The sequence below is a fragment of the Symplocastrum torsivum genome (genome assembly GCF_059505465.1).
In genome coordinates, this window is sequence record NZ_JCACKQ010000133.1 from 1 (window position 1) to 18,362 (window position 18,362).

Annotated in this window: 17 protein-coding genes; 11 read left to right on the forward strand and 6 right to left on the reverse strand. The window is 45.7% G+C overall.

Annotation, left to right across the window (positions count from 1 at the left end; translation table 11 throughout):
- Positions 1–80 precede the first annotated feature (80 nt).
- Complete coding sequence (locus AC5JL3_RS33805) at positions 81–506, reverse strand: hypothetical protein (RefSeq protein ID WP_496078630.1); 426 nt, start codon at positions 504–506, stop codon at positions 81–83.
- Positions 507–856: 350 nt separating this feature from the next.
- On the opposite strand from AC5JL3_RS33805, the gene AC5JL3_RS33810 reads away from it, so the two are divergent.
- The 4 genes from AC5JL3_RS33810 to AC5JL3_RS33825 all read left to right on the forward strand — a co-directional run bounded on the left by AC5JL3_RS33810 (position 857) and on the right by AC5JL3_RS33825 (position 5,241).
- On the forward strand, positions 857–1,204 hold the full coding sequence (locus AC5JL3_RS33810; protein WP_496078631.1) for a hypothetical protein: 348 nt from the start codon (positions 857–859) through the stop codon (positions 1,202–1,204).
- A gap of 35 nt (positions 1,205–1,239) precedes the next feature.
- The gene (locus AC5JL3_RS33815) at positions 1,240–3,459 is read left to right on the forward strand and encodes a pentapeptide repeat-containing protein (protein WP_496078632.1); all 2,220 of its coding nucleotides are present in this window, start codon (positions 1,240–1,242) and stop codon (positions 3,457–3,459) included.
- A 327-nt stretch (positions 3,460–3,786) separates the two neighbouring features.
- Positions 3,787–4,503, forward strand: coding sequence for a hypothetical protein (locus AC5JL3_RS33820; protein ID WP_496078633.1), 717 nt, complete (start codon positions 3,787–3,789; stop codon positions 4,501–4,503).
- 87 nt (positions 4,504–4,590) lie between these two features.
- Complete coding sequence (locus AC5JL3_RS33825; RefSeq protein ID WP_496078634.1) at positions 4,591–5,241, forward strand: Uma2 family endonuclease; 651 nt, start codon at positions 4,591–4,593, stop codon at positions 5,239–5,241.
- 139 nt (positions 5,242–5,380) lie between these two features.
- Here the strand turns inward: AC5JL3_RS33825 and AC5JL3_RS33830 are convergent, their stop codons facing one another.
- Positions 5,381–6,343, reverse strand: a complete 963-nt coding sequence (locus AC5JL3_RS33830; protein WP_496078635.1) for a DMT family transporter — start codon at positions 6,341–6,343, stop codon at positions 5,381–5,383.
- Between the two features lie 363 nt (positions 6,344–6,706).
- Positions 6,707–7,375, reverse strand: a complete 669-nt coding sequence (locus AC5JL3_RS33835; RefSeq protein WP_496078636.1) for a nitroreductase family protein — start codon at positions 7,373–7,375, stop codon at positions 6,707–6,709.
- A 61-nt stretch (positions 7,376–7,436) separates the two neighbouring features.
- Here AC5JL3_RS33835 and AC5JL3_RS33840 point away from each other — a divergent pair, with 61 nt between their 5' ends.
- On the forward strand, positions 7,437–7,589 hold the full coding sequence (locus tag AC5JL3_RS33840; RefSeq protein ID WP_496078637.1) for a hypothetical protein: 153 nt from the start codon (positions 7,437–7,439) through the stop codon (positions 7,587–7,589).
- Between the two features lie 68 nt (positions 7,590–7,657).
- Here AC5JL3_RS33840 and AC5JL3_RS33845 read toward each other — a convergent pair whose 3' ends face one another.
- Positions 7,658–8,641 (reverse strand): GntR family transcriptional regulator, encoded by a 984-nt coding sequence (locus AC5JL3_RS33845; protein ID WP_496078638.1) that lies wholly within the window; start codon positions 8,639–8,641, stop codon positions 7,658–7,660.
- Between the two features lie 739 nt (positions 8,642–9,380).
- Here AC5JL3_RS33845 and AC5JL3_RS33850 point away from each other — a divergent pair.
- The 4 genes from AC5JL3_RS33850 (at position 9,381) to AC5JL3_RS33865 (ending at position 13,312) form a co-directional block, all read left to right on the forward strand.
- Positions 9,381–10,130 carry a dienelactone hydrolase family protein gene (locus tag AC5JL3_RS33850; protein WP_496078639.1) on the forward strand — a complete coding sequence of 250 codons (750 nt, stop codon included), beginning with the start codon at positions 9,381–9,383 and terminating at the stop codon, positions 10,128–10,130.
- A gap of 88 nt (positions 10,131–10,218) precedes the next feature.
- On the forward strand, positions 10,219–11,124 hold the full coding sequence (locus AC5JL3_RS33855) for a S1 RNA-binding domain-containing protein (protein WP_496078640.1): 906 nt from the start codon (positions 10,219–10,221) through the stop codon (positions 11,122–11,124).
- Positions 11,125–11,432: 308 nt separating this feature from the next.
- On the forward strand, positions 11,433–12,140 hold the full coding sequence (locus AC5JL3_RS33860; RefSeq protein ID WP_496078641.1) for an ROK family protein: 708 nt from the start codon (positions 11,433–11,435) through the stop codon (positions 12,138–12,140).
- Positions 12,141–12,319: 179 nt separating this feature from the next.
- The gene (locus AC5JL3_RS33865) at positions 12,320–13,312 is read left to right on the forward strand and encodes a Gfo/Idh/MocA family protein (protein WP_496078642.1); all 993 of its coding nucleotides are present in this window, start codon (positions 12,320–12,322) and stop codon (positions 13,310–13,312) included.
- A 93-nt stretch (positions 13,313–13,405) separates the two neighbouring features.
- On the opposite strand, the gene prmA is transcribed toward AC5JL3_RS33865, so the two are convergent.
- Together prmA and serA are read right to left on the reverse strand one after the other, a co-directional pair.
- Positions 13,406–14,296, reverse strand: a complete 891-nt coding sequence (gene prmA, locus AC5JL3_RS33870) for a 50S ribosomal protein L11 methyltransferase (protein ID WP_496078643.1) — start codon at positions 14,294–14,296, stop codon at positions 13,406–13,408.
- Between the two features lie 125 nt (positions 14,297–14,421).
- Positions 14,422–16,005, reverse strand: a complete 1,584-nt coding sequence (gene serA / locus AC5JL3_RS33875; RefSeq protein WP_496078644.1) for a phosphoglycerate dehydrogenase — start codon at positions 16,003–16,005, stop codon at positions 14,422–14,424.
- Between the two features lie 343 nt (positions 16,006–16,348).
- Here serA and AC5JL3_RS33880 point away from each other — a divergent pair, with 343 nt between their 5' ends.
- A complete protein-coding gene (locus AC5JL3_RS33880; RefSeq protein ID WP_496078645.1) occupies positions 16,349–16,864 on the forward strand; it encodes a hypothetical protein in 516 nt (171 codons plus the stop codon).
- A gap of 123 nt (positions 16,865–16,987) precedes the next feature.
- Positions 16,988–17,767, forward strand: coding sequence for a photosystem II electron transport protein, Sll1252 family (locus AC5JL3_RS33885; protein ID WP_192219156.1), 780 nt, complete (start codon positions 16,988–16,990; stop codon positions 17,765–17,767).
- The last annotated feature ends 595 nt before the right edge of the window (positions 17,768–18,362 follow it).

Below are 18,362 nucleotides of genomic sequence, written 5' to 3' on the forward strand. Positions count from 1 at the left end.
GGACATTCTTATCCAACCTGCTTAATTGGTATCTTCTTTCTCGGAAATCACCTAATAACCAACAACTAACAACCAACAGATTAACGAGTCTGAGTGATCGAGAGCGTGTATGGATTTTGACCACCAGCGCGATCGCCTATATAGATTGAGTAGGTGCCTTTCTCCCAATAGCCTGGTGCTTGAATCGTGCCTCCAGAGAAACTATCGGCTTGCAAACAGGAATTTCCACTAGGCGACTCAATCAACAGCGTCGGTTGACCTGTACTTTGTAGACTGAAGCGCAAGTAGTTGAAGTTATTGTCTAATCTAACGACATGATTGGGTGTTGCTCCTGTCATACCGCAGCCTTTACCTGATTGTGAGCCGCCAGAGGTGCCTGTAACAACCATTGGATCAGGCTGGAACCCTGGCGTAATTTGTATCGGCTGACTGCGAACGGCACCAGCACTCGTCAAGAGCATCGCCAATGCGGCGGGAATAGCGATCGAGGACTTAAGTATTTTCATTGCATTCTTACCGCTAAAAACCTCGTCGAGTCTTAATACGAGGAGGAAGCGGGGCGGGATGTACCACTTCCTATCAAGTTATTAACCGTGTCATCCCCTGGTTCTGCCTCCAGTCTTTCTAATACAATTGTCCTAAATTACTTAACATTTGAGAGAATAGCTGTTCCTCTTTCATAACTGTCACTATCGACATCAGGCTCTACAGCTTTCTACACTTTATAAATATTTCACTGAACTTAAAGAATTTTGTTAAGCTAACGCACGTTACAATCACACCAGATGCTCCGTTGGTTGTGATAGCAATAGTTATCTAACCAAACTTGAGTCCCAGGCAAGCAGCGAACCTTAAGATGAATCCTCAAGAAAATCGAGACTACGAGCGTAGACTTCAGGAGCTAGAAACGGAATTGGATAAAGACCGAATACCAACGGTTGATAACCAGTTGGGGCAGCCGCTTCTAACTCGTAATGTTAATCACTCTCAACCGGAGAAATCTGTGTTGAGTCAGGTTGCCAATTGGTTTAACCGCCTTCCGAGTGGGGGGAAAGTGGCTGTCGGTATTGTCGCGGCAGTTGTTGGGTTTGCGATTTTGAGAAGTGTGCTACAGTTGGTCGCTTCCCTAATCAGTCTTGCCATTTTGGGAGTAATACTGTACTTGGTGTATAAATTCTTCGTTACCTCCAAGTCATCGAAGTAAGTGCAAACTCTTTCAGCGTGGCGTGAGATCTGAGTATGGCTAGCCCCAGCATTAAAAGAAGCAAAAGTCAAGAGGTTGGTCAGTCGTTTCCGCTGCGACTCCACTTGGCGTTACCCCTTGTAACCCGACGTTGCGCGGCTGTTCTAATGGAAGTCTCGCTGGTTGCCGCGAGTGCGTTAGTTCCGTACAGTATTGGGTTGTATGCCAAAGAGCACTCGACGGCTCAACCCGTTCCCCTGAACCCAGTGCTAGCTTCTACAGAGGAAGCGATCGCGAAAACGCTAGCTTACCCATTACGTGAGCTACACACTCGGCAAGTCGCACCCTTGACTAATTTATTTTGGTGTGGTGCGTTGGTCATGCCAGTGGTAGTAGTAAGCTGGCAGCTCTATCGGCTGGGAAAAACAGGGAAAACGACGGCAAAAGACTGGTTGGGAGTTCAAGTTGTCACTGCCTATGGGACAGCGCCAGGATTGCTGCGTGTGGTTTGGCGTGAGGGAGTAGGACGTTGGGGATTACCAGTTGGAACAGCATATCTACTCTGGCGCTATACGGGAGCTTTTCCTGATATTGGGATTTTGCTGGGACTAGCGGGATTAATGCTCTTAGCTGAGAGTGCAAGTGCCTTGTTTCACCCTCGACGGCGTACCTTGCACGACCGACTGGCAGGAACCTATGTCGTTGAGGCGGGTCGTGTACCACCTTATTCTGAACGTTTTCACTCTAGGCGAGGGCATGAGCAATTTGTCACGCTGGAAGTAGAAAATGGTTGGCAGTCGCCATCTGAGGATACATCCACGAGTCAAAGATCTGAGCGAACGGTTACAACCATTGTACTGACTTCACAACAACCGAATCGGCGATCGCTCAATTTGTGGTTGTGGATGCGCCGCTATCCGGGTCTAACGCTGTTGATTATCGCGTTTGCAGGAATGGCATCTGTACTAGGCACCTTTGTCGGTACCCAAATCTACATCCAAAGTCAGGCAAATAGACGTGAGTTTAAGCAACAGGACAACGAAGTATTTCTGGCGCTAGTTAAACAGTTAAGCTCGACTTCCCCAACGGCTGTAGAGGAACGACGAGGCGCACTCTTGGCATTAGCACGGCTGGATGATTCGCGTGCCGTTCCTTTGCTGGTTGATATGCTAGGTCAGGAAAAGACACCCACACTGATTGATGCGATTCAGCAAGCGTTGGTGAGTACAGGACCAAAATCATTACCAGCTTTGCGACGCTTAAATCAATCCCTACAAAATGACCAAGAGACGCTAAGGCGGCGAGGTGCGGCAAAAGAGTTGCAGGTAGTAGCCTTACGACAACGAGCAACGAGTCGAGCAATTGCCAAAATTCTCACAGTCTACGCAGGTCAAACCCACAACGCTGACCTCAGCCGCACTAACCTAGGGCAAGTGAATAGTGGGGCAGCTCAATTCACTCTAGTTTTAGATAACCTTGACTTATCCGGCATCAACTTTCGCTCTGCAATCTTATCCAATGCCAGTCTACGCAACAGCCGCTTCTACGGTGCTGGTGAAGACCAACGCTTTGGTACCTTTGATGATTCACTTGCCGATTTGAGCGGTGCTGACCTCAAAGAAGCTGACCTCACAGGTGTAAATCTCAGCAATGTCCCAATGAATCGCACCAATTTCGTTCGGGCAACTCTCAATCAAGCAAACTTATCTAACAGCCATTTGGGAGGGGCAAACCTCAGCAGCACACAGCTCATTGGCGCTGACTTGCAACAAGCCATGCTCGAAAATGCCAGCCTGACTGGTGCAAATTTGGGACAGGCAAAGTTAGGCTTGTCCAATCTGCATGGCGCACGTTTAGGACAGGCTAATGCCATGGGAGGAGACTTCTCCTATGCTGATTTGAGTCAATCAAACTGGCAAGGCGCAGACCTTTCGAGAGCGAATTTGAGCAATGCTAATCTCCGAGAGGCTGACCTCAGCGCAACTAAATTAGTTGAGGCAAATCTTAGCAATGCCCAGTTGCAGAATGCGAACCTCCGCAACTCCAATCTGAGTGCAACAAACTTGCAGGGGGCTAATCTAACGGGAGCTGATTTTCTGGGAGTCACCTTTGCTGCTGCAACACCAGGACAGTCGAATCAATTCCTAGAAAAGCCACCATCTGCCGCAACGGCTGCTCGCGTGAAGGGTGTTAATTTTGCCAAAGCTAAGAATTTAGATGCCAAGCAAATCAAATTTATCTGCGCTAATGGTGGGCAACATCCTCAATGTCCTTAATGGAAGAAGGTAACAATTTTTTCACAGGTTTAAGCGTTCTGAAGTTCGTTTGCGGAATATTCAATCCCAAGATTACAGGTAGTTGAAAAGGCGATCGCATAGTTTTGAGCCATCTTAGATGAGATGTAGCTGCCTATTGGCGAGCGCCTTAATAGTAGTCACTACCTCTAGCTGTGTTTAGTATGAACAAACAGACATTTGATTACCAAACTTGTCAGCCTCAGGGCAGGGCTTTGAAGTTGTTTGTAGAGAAATCAGCAGCCTTTGCCGTAAACTGATGAGAAGCACTGCTGATTTTTTTTAACAAATGCTAAAGATTAATATCTCATGGAAAAGGTTGAAAAGCTGAGAGCTATCATCCTTGAAAACTTAGAGGATTTTCAGGGGAATTCATTAGTAGCTCCTTTTAACGAAGTTCCTGATTTTGATTTGTATTCCCATGACTATCTTGAGTTCGCAGAACAAGAGCTGAACAAAGGCACATCAGTAAGTTTAGTTAATTGTATAACTCATCTCAAGAGGTCGATCGAGTGTCAAATGGATACATTTTTTTATACATTTAATCTAGCTAAACTATTCAGTCGAAGAAATCTGAAATTTGATAAAAAGGCAGATTTTTTAAAAGAGGCGGGAGTTTTAATATCTAGATCTCTCAGTAGATTTAATACTATAAGAAATAAGATTGAGCATGAATATAGAGTTCCTAAGATTGATGATATAGAAGTTTATTTTGATTTAGTATCTGCCTTAGTTTTGCTCGTGGAAAGAGCTACCTTTCAGTATACTGGGGTTGATTTTTTCGCATATGACGAGAATAATGACAAAAAGATTACATTCAAAATGACTTATAGAAGGGAAGCTCCCTCTATTGAAGCCACATGGAGAATTGTTATTGATGGTGAAGAAAAGGAGGAAAAGCTGGAAGTTTATGCAGAAAGGGAAATCCAGGAATTTGCTCACTTTTTTAGAATTTTGACAATACTTATTGAGTTTTGGAATCAGCAAGGAAGTATTGCATATATAAGAAGGAAGCTATCTCAATAATTATTTCCTAACATTAAGTTGCGTATTCATCTGACTCGCTAGAGCGATCGCTATAATTTCTCTACAACCCTAATCAGCGTCAGTGCCATGACTGCCTCAATCCCTACAGTCATCAAGACAAACCCCACCAAGACTTTACATATATGGAAACCTGCTACTTGGGAAGATTACTTAACCTACCGTGACGATCCAACGACAGAGAGAGTAAGGCTGTTTTTTCATCAGGGCTATCTTTTAGTTATTGACATGGGTGGAGAAGGAATTAATCACGCGACTATCAGCGATCTATTTACTATGTTGTTTTTTATCTGGTTCAGCCAGAAACCAGAACAGGTATTTAGTTCGCTAGGGCGTTGCTTGATAGAAAAGCCCAATACAAAAGCAGGAGCGCCCGATCTAGCGCTTTATTTAGGTGAAGATTATCCCCGATGGAAAACAGGAGAATCACGTCGCATTGATTTAACTCAGTGGCGAGTTCCTAACTTAGTTGGCGAAATTGCAGACACTACTTTGGTAACTGATTTAGATGAGAAAAAACAACTCTATGCGGATTTTGGAATTCCTGAGTATTGGGTAGTTGATGTTCGGGGTCAACGGGTAATTGCATTTCAGTTGCAGCAAAATTGCAAGTATAAGGACTGTACTCAATCGTTAACACTCGAAGGATTACCTATTTCCTTGCTAGAGCAAACTTTAGCACTTCTAAATGAGGGTAAAAATGGCAGTGCAGCGACCTAGTTTGCTCAACAAATTTCTAATTTGAAATAGGCGCGACAACTTTTAAGATTACCTAACAACCATTGCTTATTTTTTAATAGTGCAACCACATTCATCAAGTCTTTTTCAACAGTAGGTTCGTCGCATTAACAAAGATTGACTATTTACGATTGGTTAGTGAAACACCCACAACTACGAGGACTCCACCAAGAATTAAAGCAGGAGTAAGCGGTTCGTTCAGTAAGACAATTGCAAAGAATACTGCAACCACGGGCACAAGATTGATAAAAATGGAGGCTTTTGTCGCCCCGATCGCGTTTAGTCCTTCGTAGTACCAGCAAAACGCCGCCACTGTTCCCAAAACAGCAAGATACAGAATTGCTAACCAAACTGTAAAAGAAAAGGTTTGCCAGTTTTGTAGGAGTCCTTCTCGAATAGCAGGGATTAAAAATAGAGGCGTTCCTACTAAGCAAGCATAGGTTGTGGCGGCCAAGGGAGACAGCGTTTTTATAACCTGCTTTCCAACTAGCGTGTAAATCACCCAAGTCCCAACACAGCCAAGCAAGAACAAATCTCCCGCCGTAACTCCCTGTGCCAGAATTGCAAGAGGATTTCCCTGGCTAATCACAATAGCCGCTCCTGAAAGCGCCGCACCAATTCCAGTCAACCTAATAGGAGTGAGCCGCTCGTTGAACATGAGGGCAGCACACAGAGCAATCACGGTTGGGTTAATCGTGACAATTAGAGAAGCTCGGCTTGCCGGAACAGTCTGCAATCCCAAGAAAAAGAAGGCATTGTAGGCAAAGATGCCACTCAAGCCCAGCATGACAATCGGCAATAGATGATGTTGCCGCAACCGTGGCAGTCCTCCTTCAAGTTTGAACGAGAGGAGGAGTAGGAGCAATGTAGCGATCGCATAACGACAGAAAGCGACTGAGAATGGCCCTACCGTTTGAACAACTGCTCGTCCTGCAATAAATGTCCCACCCCAAATAACTGTCATCCCTGTCAACTTGAGGTAGATCAGTGTCAAAGATTGACTAGCTGTAGAACCGTTTTTCGTTGACGCAACAACACGATCTGTCTCCTGCTGCTTGCTACGTTCATTCGATGGTTTGACCATCAGGCACCTCTGGTAACAACTGTCTCTACCTTTGCTACCCACAGAGGCAGCGATCTTGTACATTCTTGAGGTGGGTTACTAAGCGGCGGCTCTGTCAACCCGCCTAGAAGCCCGGAACTGTTGTCTTGTGCAATAGAACCAGGGCTACCAAAAGTCCCTTCTGTATTGGCAAGCCTTTAGGCGCTGTCAATCAGGAGGGGTAGTTTACACTCTAGTCTTCCGGAATAACTCAGGGTGTGATGTAAGCATACTAACTAGGGTAGAGTCTGGTTATTCTCTACCCTAGCGGTTTTGATAGAGATGCGATCGCTCGTACCACACCACCTCAATACAAGTACCTTTGCAAGAAGTCTCTTGATGTTCCTATAGCTCGAAATACTCACCGTAACTTTCAGCAAAGAAAACCTGGTCAATCTCAAAGCGCCCACCATATTGCTTGAATGGCTCAGTCGCATAACCTAGTGGTAGCAGACAGCAGACATCGACTTCCTCTGGAATCTGAAAGGCTTCTTTCACTTGAGCGCTGACAAACCCTTCCATTGGACAACTATCGACACCAAAACTCTTTGCCACAATCATGATATGAGCAACAGCTAGCATCGTGTGGCGGTTTGTCCAAGCTTCAACGTTTTCAAAGCAGGGATGGTATTCAAACAAAGCAGGGATTTGCTCACGCATCACATTCGCAAACTGCTCGTTTACCCCACCCGTCTCCATACCCATCTGGATAACTGATTCGATGTAGTCTGAGTCTCCCACTCGTCTGTCACCACAGCAAATTAAGACTACTGGTGCTTCACCAACTTGCCGTTGGTTGAAGGCACAAGCCTTTAGCTTCTCCTTATTCTCTTGCTCCCTCACAACGACAAAGCGCCAAGGCTGTAGATTATAACCAGACGGTGAGCGGACACCTAACCGCAGAATTTCTCCTAAAAGCTCCTCTGGAATTGGGTCACTACGGAACGCTCTAGCAGCACGACGCTGCTCAATACTTTCCTTTAATCCCAGTGTTGAATGCATTTCAGTTGTCATCGTCTTTCCTCTTCACCAGTAGTTAAGTAGGTGGGTGCAAAAATAAACCTAGCATGTTGCTTTGACTGTTAACGGTCAACTGGGAACTGGCGATTGGGACGAATCAAAAGGGCTTGTACCCCACTTGTTCGAGCAAGAAGTTATCCCAGTCCCAGAGCGGTGTTCCTCCCCACTCGACCTGTGTGAAAAGTGGGGCTTCCTCGCCGCGACCTGATGAACTGTCAACAAAAAACCGTTTTACTTCAACTCATCCACCTACTGATCTGCTGACTGGAAGTGACGTTAACCTAAACCCAATTCGCGCTTGAGCAAGTTAATCGACTTGCTGCCGATATAATTCTCACAAAGGATGAGTTCGGGGGGACGAATAATGTCCTCTCTCGCTGCTAAGATTGTGGCTTTGACTGTTTGATAACTTGCCTGGTCGCTAATGATGGTCTGAGCGCTGCGAACCAGAGCGTTGAGTTTGTAGGTATCTTTAACCTGTGCTGTCATTAGGAGGATGTCATCGCCCCGCAGACTGTGGATGATCACTTCCACAATCCGTAGAATACCGACGCTCAGACTCACGACACCCAGACAGCTATTATTGGGTAGGCGTTGAATAATTTGGATTTCTTTGGCGTAGTCGTAAATATCTACGGGGATAACGCGAACCGATTTGGGAGCTGCGATCGCTTCGGCTTGTCCAATAAAGTAGCGGCTAGTTACCACCGTACCAGAGTTTGTTAGATCCAGTGCTTCGGAGAGTTCCTCCATCGGCACCAACTGCACAGGAATTCCTAAGGCTTGTTCAAGTTCCTGCACCATCAATTCACCTGCACCCAAATCTCGCGACTCAACGGTAACAAGTACCCGCGCACTACAGCGCAATCGCCAGTCAATTTCCGCTAGAAACAATTCTCTTGCTTCGCTGAGGGAGCAACCTTGTCCTAGTAGGTCATCAAGGCTCTGTTGCACAACTTTATAGGCTTCAGGATATTGATTCAGGATAGGAGACTGGCGTTGTGTACCACCTTCATGACCTTGTGCTTTAACATAAATGCCTGAGCCTGCTTGGGATTCTACTAAACCTGTTTCTTCTAGTTGCCGATAGACCTTGCTAATCGTATTGCGGTGTAGACCTGTAATCATTGCCAACTGCCGCGTACTTGGCAGTCGATGACCAGGGGGATATTGGCGGGAGGCGATCGCAAACTGAATTTGGTCAAATAGCTGCTTAGAAGCCGGGATTTCGCTGTCTGGCTGAATATGATACTGAACCATTACCGAGTCTCCAAAGCGAACTGGTAAATCAATAAGAGTGGTAGTTCTATCATGGGCACTATTTACAATAACTATTTTGTCTAATGTCGCGCTTATTCTTACTCAGCACTAGGTTTCTGTAGGATTGGCCAGCTACAAACCCAACCTATGTGACAAAGCATCATAGCTGAAGTTAAGAACAAGGGGCGAGGGTAAGTAAGAGCTGTAAATAAACGTAGGTAGGAATGAGTCACTGGTTGGTAGTGGGTCAAACGGACAAGCCTCCAGTGAGGTTTATCTATATCCACTTACTTCAATATTAAACTTTTTCAGCTTACTTCAGCCGTGGCTACTCTATGCTATTAACTTACTATTCTCAAATTCAAAACCTTGATAAGCAAGTTAATTTAAATTGAATTAATAGTTTACACAAATTTTATCCAAAGACTAGTAAAGTCCAATAAATCACTAGCTTATTGTATAATTTATTCCATGCAGATCTACTTAATAAAGCCAATGTTTACACAATTCAAATAATTGAGTAATTTATTTAATGATTGTGCAATAAAACTGCTGAAAACCGCTATTGATTAATAGCATACACTTGAAAAATAAATTCAATTCTAAAGTTTTAGAAACAGAGGGTAGCTTAGAGTTAAAATTAGACTTAAGTTCCTGTAGCGCTTAGCAAGCCAATAACTCGATAGAGGCTAGCCGCTCTAACATCAACAGAGCGTCGAGTAACCATCACATCCTTATTATGGCGAATAGAGAAATTCAAACAGATTCAGTCAAAATTACCAATGGCAATCTAGAAATTCCAGCGTACCTGGCAATGCCAGTGGGGGTAGAATCAGCTCCAGGAATTGTGGTACTGCAGGAAATTTTTGGGGTAAATAGCCATATCCGTGATGTCACCGAACGATTCGCAAAAGAAGGTTATGTTGCGATCGCACCTGCACTTTTCCATCGGCAAGCTCCTGGATTTGAAACTGGCTACACTCCCGAAGACATTCAAGTTGGCAAGAAATATAAAGAGCAAACCCACGCAGAAGAACTACTCAGTGACATCAAAGCCAGCATTGATTATCTCATCAGCCAGACACCAGCAAAAACAGATGCGATCGGCTGTATTGGCTTTTGTTTTGGCGGTCATGTTGCCTATCTGGCCGCAACCCTACCCGATATTGCGGCTGTAGCTTCTTTCTATGGTGCTGGGATTACGACCATGACTCCGGGTGGTGGTGAGCCGACTATTAGGCGAACCAAAGACATTAGGGGAGGCAAGACACTATACGCCTTCTTTGGGATGGAAGATGCTAGTATCCCTGCTGAACAGGTAGACCAAATCGAAGACGCACTCAACAAGCACCAAGTACTTCACCGCATCTTTCGCTATGAAGGAGCAGACCACGGCTTCTTTTGTGATCAACGGGCTAGCTACAATAAGGCAGCCGCCTTTGATGCCTGGGATCAAGTGAAGCAGTTGTTTAGGCAGGAACTTCGTTAGGTTGGTGTCTTGTATCTTTGTCTCACGCTTGCTTACCTAGGCAGGTAATTATCAACTCTTTTTTCTTCGTTTTTGCAAAGTAATTGTCATGAATTCAAAATCAACCCGTTCTCAAGCCAGCAGTTCATCGTTTACGATGGATGACTTTGCTAAAGCCTTGGAACAACACGACTACGAGTTTAAACAGGGACAAGTGGTGCGTGGTCGGGTACATAACTACGAGAATGATGGCGCGTATATTGACATTGGCGGCAAGTCTTTGGCGTATGTTCCAATCAATGAAGTTTCAGTAAAACTGACAGGAGATTGGGCTGAGATACTGCCGTTGCGGGAGGAGATGGATTTCCTGATTATTCAGGAACAGGATGCGGATGGACAGGTGACGCTTTCACGGCGTCAGTTGGAAGAGAAGCTGGTGTGGGACGAGTTAGCACAGCTACAGGAGGATGGTAAATCACTACAGGTGCGTGTTTCTGCTGTGAATAAAGGTGGTGTCACGGTGGATGTACGAGGATTGCGTGGATTCATTCCGCGATCGCATCTGAGTGAGCGAGAAAACTTAGAGTCGTTAATTGGTCAAACCCTCACTGGCACATTTCTGGAAGTGGATCGCGATCGCAAAAAGCTAGTCCTTTCCCAGCGCGAAGCTACTCGCTCTGCTAATTTCAATCAGCTAGAGTTGGGGCAGTTAGTGGAAGGCAAGATTGTGTCGATCAAGCCTTTTGGTCTCTTCGTTGATTTTGATGGCATTACAGGCTTGCTGCACATCAAGCAGGTGAGTCAAAGCTTTATTGAATCTTTGCCTACTGTATTCCAGATCGGTCAGCCAATTAAGGCAATGATTATTGACTTAGATGAAGCAAAAGGTCGCATTTCTCTCTCTACCAGAGTTTTTGAAAACTATCCTGGTGAAATGGTAGAAAAGATGGCTGAGGTGATGGATAGTGCTGAAGCACGTTCCGAGAAAGCAAAACAAAAAGTAATGCAGCAATAAAGCGTTCAGCTATCAGCTATCAGCTCAAGACTTACGCACGAATACCCTATGTAGGGGCAATCCCCTCGTGGTTGCCCCGCTTTCACATAAGATGTAAAGGAAATGCGTAAGTTCTGAGCTATCAGCTAGAAAAAAAGTTACCCACAAGCCACAGCTTGGGTGAGGATAAAGTTATAAATCTTTGTCAGGTTTAACCTTGCGTTTGAACACAGGGTAGGCTTTCTTCATTAGCTGAAAGCTGATCGCTCTATAAAGCCCCCTACACTGGTAGGAAAAGCAGATCTTAGGCTTAAAGAGGGAACTATCTAATGGCTCAAGCAGATGGCTCAATCCGCACTCTTACCGTAGATATTGGCGGCAGTGGCGTTAAGGCAATGGTTTTAGATGAAGCTGGTAATGCCTTGACAGAACGTAGTCGTGTAGAAACACCGCAACCCCCGAAGCCAACTGCTGTGATTGATGCGATCGCTTCTTTAGCAGCAGGACAAGGTGAGTTTCATCGGGTATCAGTGGGATTTCCTGGTGTAGTGCGTGGTGGTGTTACAGAAACAGCCGTGAACTTAGATCCAGATTGGGTTGGGTTTGACTTGGCAACGGCGTTATCTCAGCGTTTAGATAAGCCAACCCGTGTAATCAATGATGCCGATATGCAAGGATTGGGAGCAATTTCTGGGAAAGGGGTGGAATTAGTAATTACTCTAGGTACAGGCTTTGGCTCTGCTCTATTCTTAGATGGGAAGCTGGTGCCAAATTTGGAAATGGGGCATCATCAGTTTCGTAAAGAGGAAACCTATGAGCAGCAGCTAGGGCGTGCGGCGTTGGAGAAGGGGGGGCAAAAAAAATGGAACAGTCGCTTAGAAAAAGCGATCACCTCACTTGAGCATCTATTTAACTACGACTACCTCTACATTGGTGGTGGTGAAACGAAGAAAATCACCATCGAGCTACCACCCAATGTCAAAATTGTGCCTAATATATCTGGGTTATTGGGTGGTATTGCTTTGTGGCGGAATTAGAAAGAGCAGAGGGAGTGAGGGAGTGAGGGAAGCAGGGGGGTTAAGCTGACACGACTAGACAACCCTCTACCAAGCCGAACTGGGAAATTGTGAATCTGATTCCTGACAAAGCTAACTTGCCCTGAATAGTCTAATGATGAAATGGTAGTAGATGACCTCCAATTTTTTTTGTACTACTAGTGACGCAGATTAATACTCCTTCTCTTCCTATTAGAGCTGGTCTTGTTGGGACTGGGTTTGCCGCGAAGCTGCGGGCGGAAGCCTTGCAGAGCGATTCGCGATCGCGTTTAGTGGCGGTTAGTGGTCATACACCTGAAAAAACTCAAGAGTTTGCGAGGAACCACGAAGCGATTGCTCTAGATTCCTGGCAGCAGTTGGTTGAGCATCCTGATTTGGACTTGGTGATAATTTGTACTATTAATCGTGACCATGGTGCGATCGCACAAGCTGCCCTTGAGGCTGGGAAGCACGTTGTTGTCGAATATCCTCTTTCCCTCGACCCCGTAGAAGCTGAGTCGTTGATTGCTCTTGCCGAAGCTCAAGGAAAGCTACTTCATGTTGAGCATATTGAGTTATTAGGAGGCTTACATCAAGCACTTCGGCAAGCCTTACCAGAGATTGGTAATCCATTCTATGCCCGCTACATCACTATCATGCCTCAGCATCCTGCACCAAGGCGCTGGACTTATCACCCAGAACAATTTGGCTTTCCCTTTAGTGGTGCCCTTTCCCGAATTCAACGATTTACTGACTTGTTCGGCAATGTCACAACAGTGAGTTGTCAGTCTCGGTTTTGGGAGGCTGCTGATTATTACAAGGCTTGTCTGTGTACCACTCAATTGCGCTTTACCAATAATCTCATTGCAGAAGTCACTTATGGGAAAGGGGAAGTATTCTGGCAAGGTTTACGCAACTTTGAGGTGCATGGTGAGCAAGGAACACTGGTTTTTGAAGGTGATCAAGGTAGTCTGATTCGGGGAGAAGAACGGATACCCATTGAAGTTGGTGGACGACGTGGCTTGTTTGGAAAGGACACAGGCATGGTGTTGGATTACTTAGTTGAAGGAAAACCTCTGTATGTATCAGCCACAGCTAGTTTATATGCCCTGAAAGTGGCAGATGCAGCACGTCAGTCTGCTGATATGGGAGAAGCGATCGCTTTTTGGCCTTAAACCTCTGTCTCCTCTTGTTGTGGTAGGGGAAGCAGAGGGTAATTTGTAGCACTCATTGATGAAATTCGATAACAATCAACAACCAACAACCATTCAAGACCGCCTAATGTTAAAGCAACACCAATCTTGACGCCTCCAAAGCGTTGCGACAATCCAGTTGTGTTGTTCTAGGGTATCGGCAATTGGTTTTGCCTGGTCTAACAAAATACCGCTCATGACTCCCCAACACTCAGGCGCAGCGATCTCAGTGATGGCTGGGATTAAATCAATAATCACCTCTGCCAAAATATTGCAGAGAATCCCATTAACAGGTTTACCATCAGTAAGCTGCGGCAATAGCTCAACACTCCCCTTCCCTACCACAAGATGCTCTTCAGTAATTTGATTTAAGTCGCGGTTACTGTTGGCTGCCTGTACGGCTAAGGGGTCAGTATCTACCGCATAAACCTTCTTCGCCCCCAACAACACAGCCCCAATTGAGAGAATGCCAGAACCACAGCCAATATCCGCAATCACAGAGTTGCTATCCTCAGTAACACGCATTTCCAGCGCCTCTAAGCACAACTGAGTTGTCGCATGAGTCCCTGTTCCAAATGCCGCACCAGGGTCAAGGCGTAACAGCAATCGTTCTGAGTAGTCTGGTATTGGCAACCAAGCTGGGTAAATCAATAAGCGATCGCCTATTTCTTGCGGTTCCCAGTGTTGCTTCCAACTACTTGCCCAGTCCTCCTCATCAATCAGGTGCCACTGCGTTACTGGCACTGGCATTCCTACCGTTAGGGCATCTTGACGCAACCACAGAGAAAGCGCTGCCAAATCCAACAACTGTACCTGCATCTGGGGCAAATATGCTCCGATGAGTTGCAAATGCCCTTTCGTTTCACTTGATGTGCCGCGACAGCCAAACATTTCCAATCGCCAGAAGATTAAGTCCTCCAACGCTGGGTCGCAGAGAATCTGAATTTCCCACCAGCTATTTGCCATATTTGTTGTTAGTTATTAGTTATTAGTTATTAGTTGTTAGAAATTAGCTATTATCCCTTAGCTATAGAACGACAGGTAACTCTGCTAATCTTGCTTCTAACAACTAACCACCAACAACTAAACAACTACAAAGTTACCGTGTAAGCATCTCGAATTCCCGGAACCTTCGTAATCTCTGACAAAATTCCTTCCGGTAACGGGTCATCAATACTCAATACCATTACAGCGTCACCCCGGACAATCTTGCGACCAACCTGCATACTAGCGATATTGACATTAAAACTGCCCAACAGAGAGCCGATTTTCCCAATAATCCCTGGCATGTCGCGGTGCAAGGTAAACAGCATATAGTGACTGGGAGGAACATTCACCGGGAACTCATCAACACTGGTGATGTGGATTTCACCATCACTCAACAGTGCCCCTGTTACCGAATGTTCGCCCAAGGAACCGATCGCAGATAAATGTAATGACCCACCAGAGTAGTCTCGAATCGAGGCATCCCGCGTTTCAATCACACGAATTCCCCGTTCTTTCGCCTCAATGCTGGCATTCACATAGTTAACACGCTCTCGCAGTGCTTGAGACAGCAAGCCTTTAAGCGCAGCAACTACTAACGGTTGGCTATTATTCGTTGCCAGTTCCCCTTGGAGGTGAACATTCAACATCTCAATTCGTCCACCCGATAGTTGCCCCACCAAGTTACCCAAGGTTTCAGCCAACTGCATGTAGGGTCTGAGTTCTTCGAGGACATTTGGCGAGAGTCCTGGAATATTAACCGCTGAACGTGCAGGCAAGCCCAAAAGAACATCACGAATTTGCTCAGCGACATCAATTGCCACATTCACTTGCGCTTCTGCGGTTGAGGCTCCTAAGTGGGGAGTGAGAACCATTTCTTTCCCAAGCGATCGCAACGGAGAATCTTCCAGTGGTTCTGACTCAAACACATCCAATGCTGCGCCCGCAATCTTACCTGCTTCCAATGCCTCAAACAGGGCTTGCTCATCAATAATACCGCCTCTGGCGCAGTTGATGATTCGAGCCGTGGGCTTCATCTTCGCCAGTGCCTCGGCATCAATTAGATGAGTGGTTTCTGGTGTCTTCGGCATATGCAGCGTGATGTAATCAGATTGCTGCAAAAGCATATCCATATCGACGAGGAGACAGCCTATCTGATCTGCCCGTTCCAGAGAAATGAACGGGTCATACGCCAGCAACCTCATTCCCATCGCTCGTGCCACTGTTGCAACATGGGAACCAATTTTCCCTAACCCAACGACACCCAATGTTTTCTTATAAACTTCTGTCCCGATAAAGCTTTTGCGATCCCATTGATTGTTTTTGACGGACTGATTAGCGTCAGGGATATGGCGAGATAGGGACAGCATCATTGCCAGTGCGTGTTCAGCAGCGGCAATTGTATTCCCTTCAGGAGAATTAACAACAACAATTCCCTGACGGGTAGCCGCTGGCACATCGACGTTATCAACACCAACACCAGCGCGTCCAATAATTTTTAGTTGTTTACCAGCCTCAATGATTTCTTTGGTAACTCGTGTACCAGAGCGAATCATCAAGGCATCATAGTCCGGAATAATCGCAATTAGCTCCTCAGGCGGTAGATTGGTTTTGATGTCAACCTGAGCAACTTGAGAAAGAATATCAATTCCGGCTTGATCAATTGTGTCGGAGACGAGAACCTTAGACATTACCAGCAGAGGGGTTGAAAGGGGTTACACACATCACGCCCTGTCCTTCAATGAGCGAATCATATCCAATCCAAGAGCGCTACAGGTAATACGACAAGCGATCGCGGTTAAATGCAATAGGCGTTTTTTGATACACCTATACTTTTACCTCACTATCAAGGTAGTACCGCAGGAGGCTATTTTAACTGCAAAGGAGGTGCTAAACCGCTGATTATCTAAAAGTTTTTAAGTTTCATGGGAATTGGGAATTGGGAATTGGGAATTGGGGGTTGGGCACTATGAGACGAAAGCTGTTACCGTACTCTTTGGAAGCCGGATTCCGATTTAATCGTTAGATAGAGCAATGAACTATTTAATCGCCGTATTGCAAAACCGTATAGAAGCAGAAGAAGCTTACTCAGCCTTGGAGAAAGAAGGCTTACCGTTGGATAAAATCTCCATTCTGGGTAGAGGGTACAAAAGTGCTGATGAATTTGGTTTAATTGACCCCGGCTTAGAAGCGCAAAAGCAAAGCCGTCTACTTGCTTACTGGCTAATTCCCTTTGGATTTGTAGCTGGCTATGCCTTTAACCTCCAAACAGGGATAGAAGTGTTTGAATGGGCAGGGAGCATCGGTAACCATATCATCGGTGGCGTATTTGGTGCGATCGCAGCAGCAATGGGCAGCTTTTTTGTCGGTGGCGGTGTTGGCTTAGTATTTGGTGGTGGTGATGCCTTACCTTACCGCAATCGGCTTAATGAAGGTAAATATTTAATTGTCGTCAAAGGTTCGGAGAGTTTGACTCGGCAAGCTACCCGAATCCTACGCCAATTCGAGCCTGAGACTATTCAAGGCTATATTGACCCAGCGAGTGTCTAACCCGTACATAACAAAAGTCTCTTTCTCCGAATCCCCAGTCACCAATCACTATGCCCAAGCCCTCATCCCCGATCGCTTATGCCTAGGTAGAATCAAGAAAGTATTTTACAAAAGCGATTACGAATGCTGCCGAGAGAAGATTTACTCAAAGGAGTCGAAAATCGAGATACTGTTGCCCGTGTCATCGACCAAGCTGATCAGGCAATCAAGACGTGGGAAGTTGTCTTGAGTGATTTTCTCTCACCGCCAGTAATAGCCGAAATCCAACAGCAGTTTGGACGTTTGACGGAAGTACAACTGCTGGCTTGGGGAGGCTATCCGCAAGCCGAACGACAACGTGTAGCGATCGCGCGTTCAGAACTCCCTCTAGAGCAATCTCAGGTAGAAGTCGTGGCTTTGGATATTGCGGGTAACTTTCTTTTTGACCCGCCAACCCATCGAGATTTCCTAGGGGCAATGCTAGGCTGCGGTATTGTCCGAGAAAAAACTGGCGACATCATTGTCTTAGGAGAACGAGGGGCACAGGTCATTGTCGTTCCCGAAATGGCAGAGTTTTTGGAGACGCAACTCAATCAAGTTCGCTCTGTACCCGTGAAAACTCGACGCATTGACTTGAGTGAACTAAAGATTCGAGAACCGAAGAAAAAAGAGATGACAACGGTAGAGGCATCGCTGCGCCTAGATGCGATCGCCTCGGCAGGCTTTGGTGTCTCCCGCAGCAAAATGGCTGATTTGATTACGGCTGGCGATGTCCGAGTCAATTGGAAAGATGTTAGCCAAGCCAGTTACCTCATCAAAACAGGAGACTTGATTGCGATTCGCGGTAAAGGACGCTTGGAAGTTGGGGAAGTCGCTGTAACCAAGAAAGAACGTTACCGCGTGCAATTGACAAGATTTATCTAAAACCTTTAGTACTGACCTAAAGCCAAGTAGTGGTTCACTAAAAGAACCGAAATTGCGGTTCTTCTCTAGTAAATCCTTCTTTCGGAGGATGTGCTATCTCCCAAAACCTACTCGACAAGGATTTATCCGTGCTAGTATGTAGCAGACTCATATACCAGACTTTGTGGTGCAAATACACAACTATTTTGGACTGACTGTGAATTAGATATGTGTCAGGAGGCAATCACTTTGTCAAGGCGTAGACTCAGTATTTACATATTGCAATATTCATGACTAATGTGGCAACAACTTTACTAACTTGTGCCAGGATTGATACCCAAATCCAAGGTCTGTAACTATACAGACTGCCTAGTTTTGCAGTGAAGCCTTCTTCCCTTCCGTGAAACTACAGACATTGCCAAAAAACTATTTTACTATTCCGTAATTCTCACCAAGAAAATCTACGAGATAGTGTGGCAAGTTTAACTAAGCACCCAAATTGGTCAGCTAACGCAAAGCACCAAGCTTTCTCAAACTGGTTCTCTTCTCTATCACTTTCCTTCTATGGCTCCAAAACTCGTCAAAGTTCGGTTTCCTATCTGGGAATTTCTCAACC

Excerpts from the sequence above, each read along its gene's own strand:
- AC5JL3_RS33805 (WP_496078630.1), bottom strand. The coding sequence starts at position 506 with ATGAAAATACTTAAGTCCTCGATCGCTATTCCCGCCGCATTGGCGATG.
- AC5JL3_RS33810 (WP_496078631.1), top strand. The coding sequence starts at position 857 with ATGAATCCTCAAGAAAATCGAGACTACGAGCGTAGACTTCAGGAGCTA.
- AC5JL3_RS33815 (WP_496078632.1), top strand. The coding sequence starts at position 1,240 with ATGGCTAGCCCCAGCATTAAAAGAAGCAAAAGTCAAGAGGTTGGTCAG.
- AC5JL3_RS33820 (WP_496078633.1), top strand. The coding sequence starts at position 3,787 with ATGGAAAAGGTTGAAAAGCTGAGAGCTATCATCCTTGAAAACTTAGAG.
- AC5JL3_RS33825 (WP_496078634.1), top strand. The coding sequence starts at position 4,591 with ATGACTGCCTCAATCCCTACAGTCATCAAGACAAACCCCACCAAGACT.
- AC5JL3_RS33830 (WP_496078635.1), bottom strand. The coding sequence starts at position 6,343 with ATGGTCAAACCATCGAATGAACGTAGCAAGCAGCAGGAGACAGATCGT.
- AC5JL3_RS33835 (WP_496078636.1), bottom strand. The coding sequence starts at position 7,375 with ATGACAACTGAAATGCATTCAACACTGGGATTAAAGGAAAGTATTGAG.
- AC5JL3_RS33845 (WP_496078638.1), bottom strand. The coding sequence starts at position 8,641 with ATGGTTCAGTATCATATTCAGCCAGACAGCGAAATCCCGGCTTCTAAG.
- AC5JL3_RS33850 (WP_496078639.1), top strand. The coding sequence starts at position 9,381 with ATGGCGAATAGAGAAATTCAAACAGATTCAGTCAAAATTACCAATGGC.
- AC5JL3_RS33855 (WP_496078640.1), top strand. The coding sequence starts at position 10,219 with ATGAATTCAAAATCAACCCGTTCTCAAGCCAGCAGTTCATCGTTTACG.
- AC5JL3_RS33860 (WP_496078641.1), top strand. The coding sequence starts at position 11,433 with ATGGCTCAAGCAGATGGCTCAATCCGCACTCTTACCGTAGATATTGGC.
- prmA (WP_496078643.1), bottom strand. The coding sequence starts at position 14,296 with ATGGCAAATAGCTGGTGGGAAATTCAGATTCTCTGCGACCCAGCGTTG.
- serA (WP_496078644.1), bottom strand. The coding sequence starts at position 16,005 with ATGTCTAAGGTTCTCGTCTCCGACACAATTGATCAAGCCGGAATTGAT.
- AC5JL3_RS33880 (WP_496078645.1), top strand. The coding sequence starts at position 16,349 with ATGAACTATTTAATCGCCGTATTGCAAAACCGTATAGAAGCAGAAGAA.
- AC5JL3_RS33885 (WP_192219156.1), top strand. The coding sequence starts at position 16,988 with ATGCTGCCGAGAGAAGATTTACTCAAAGGAGTCGAAAATCGAGATACT.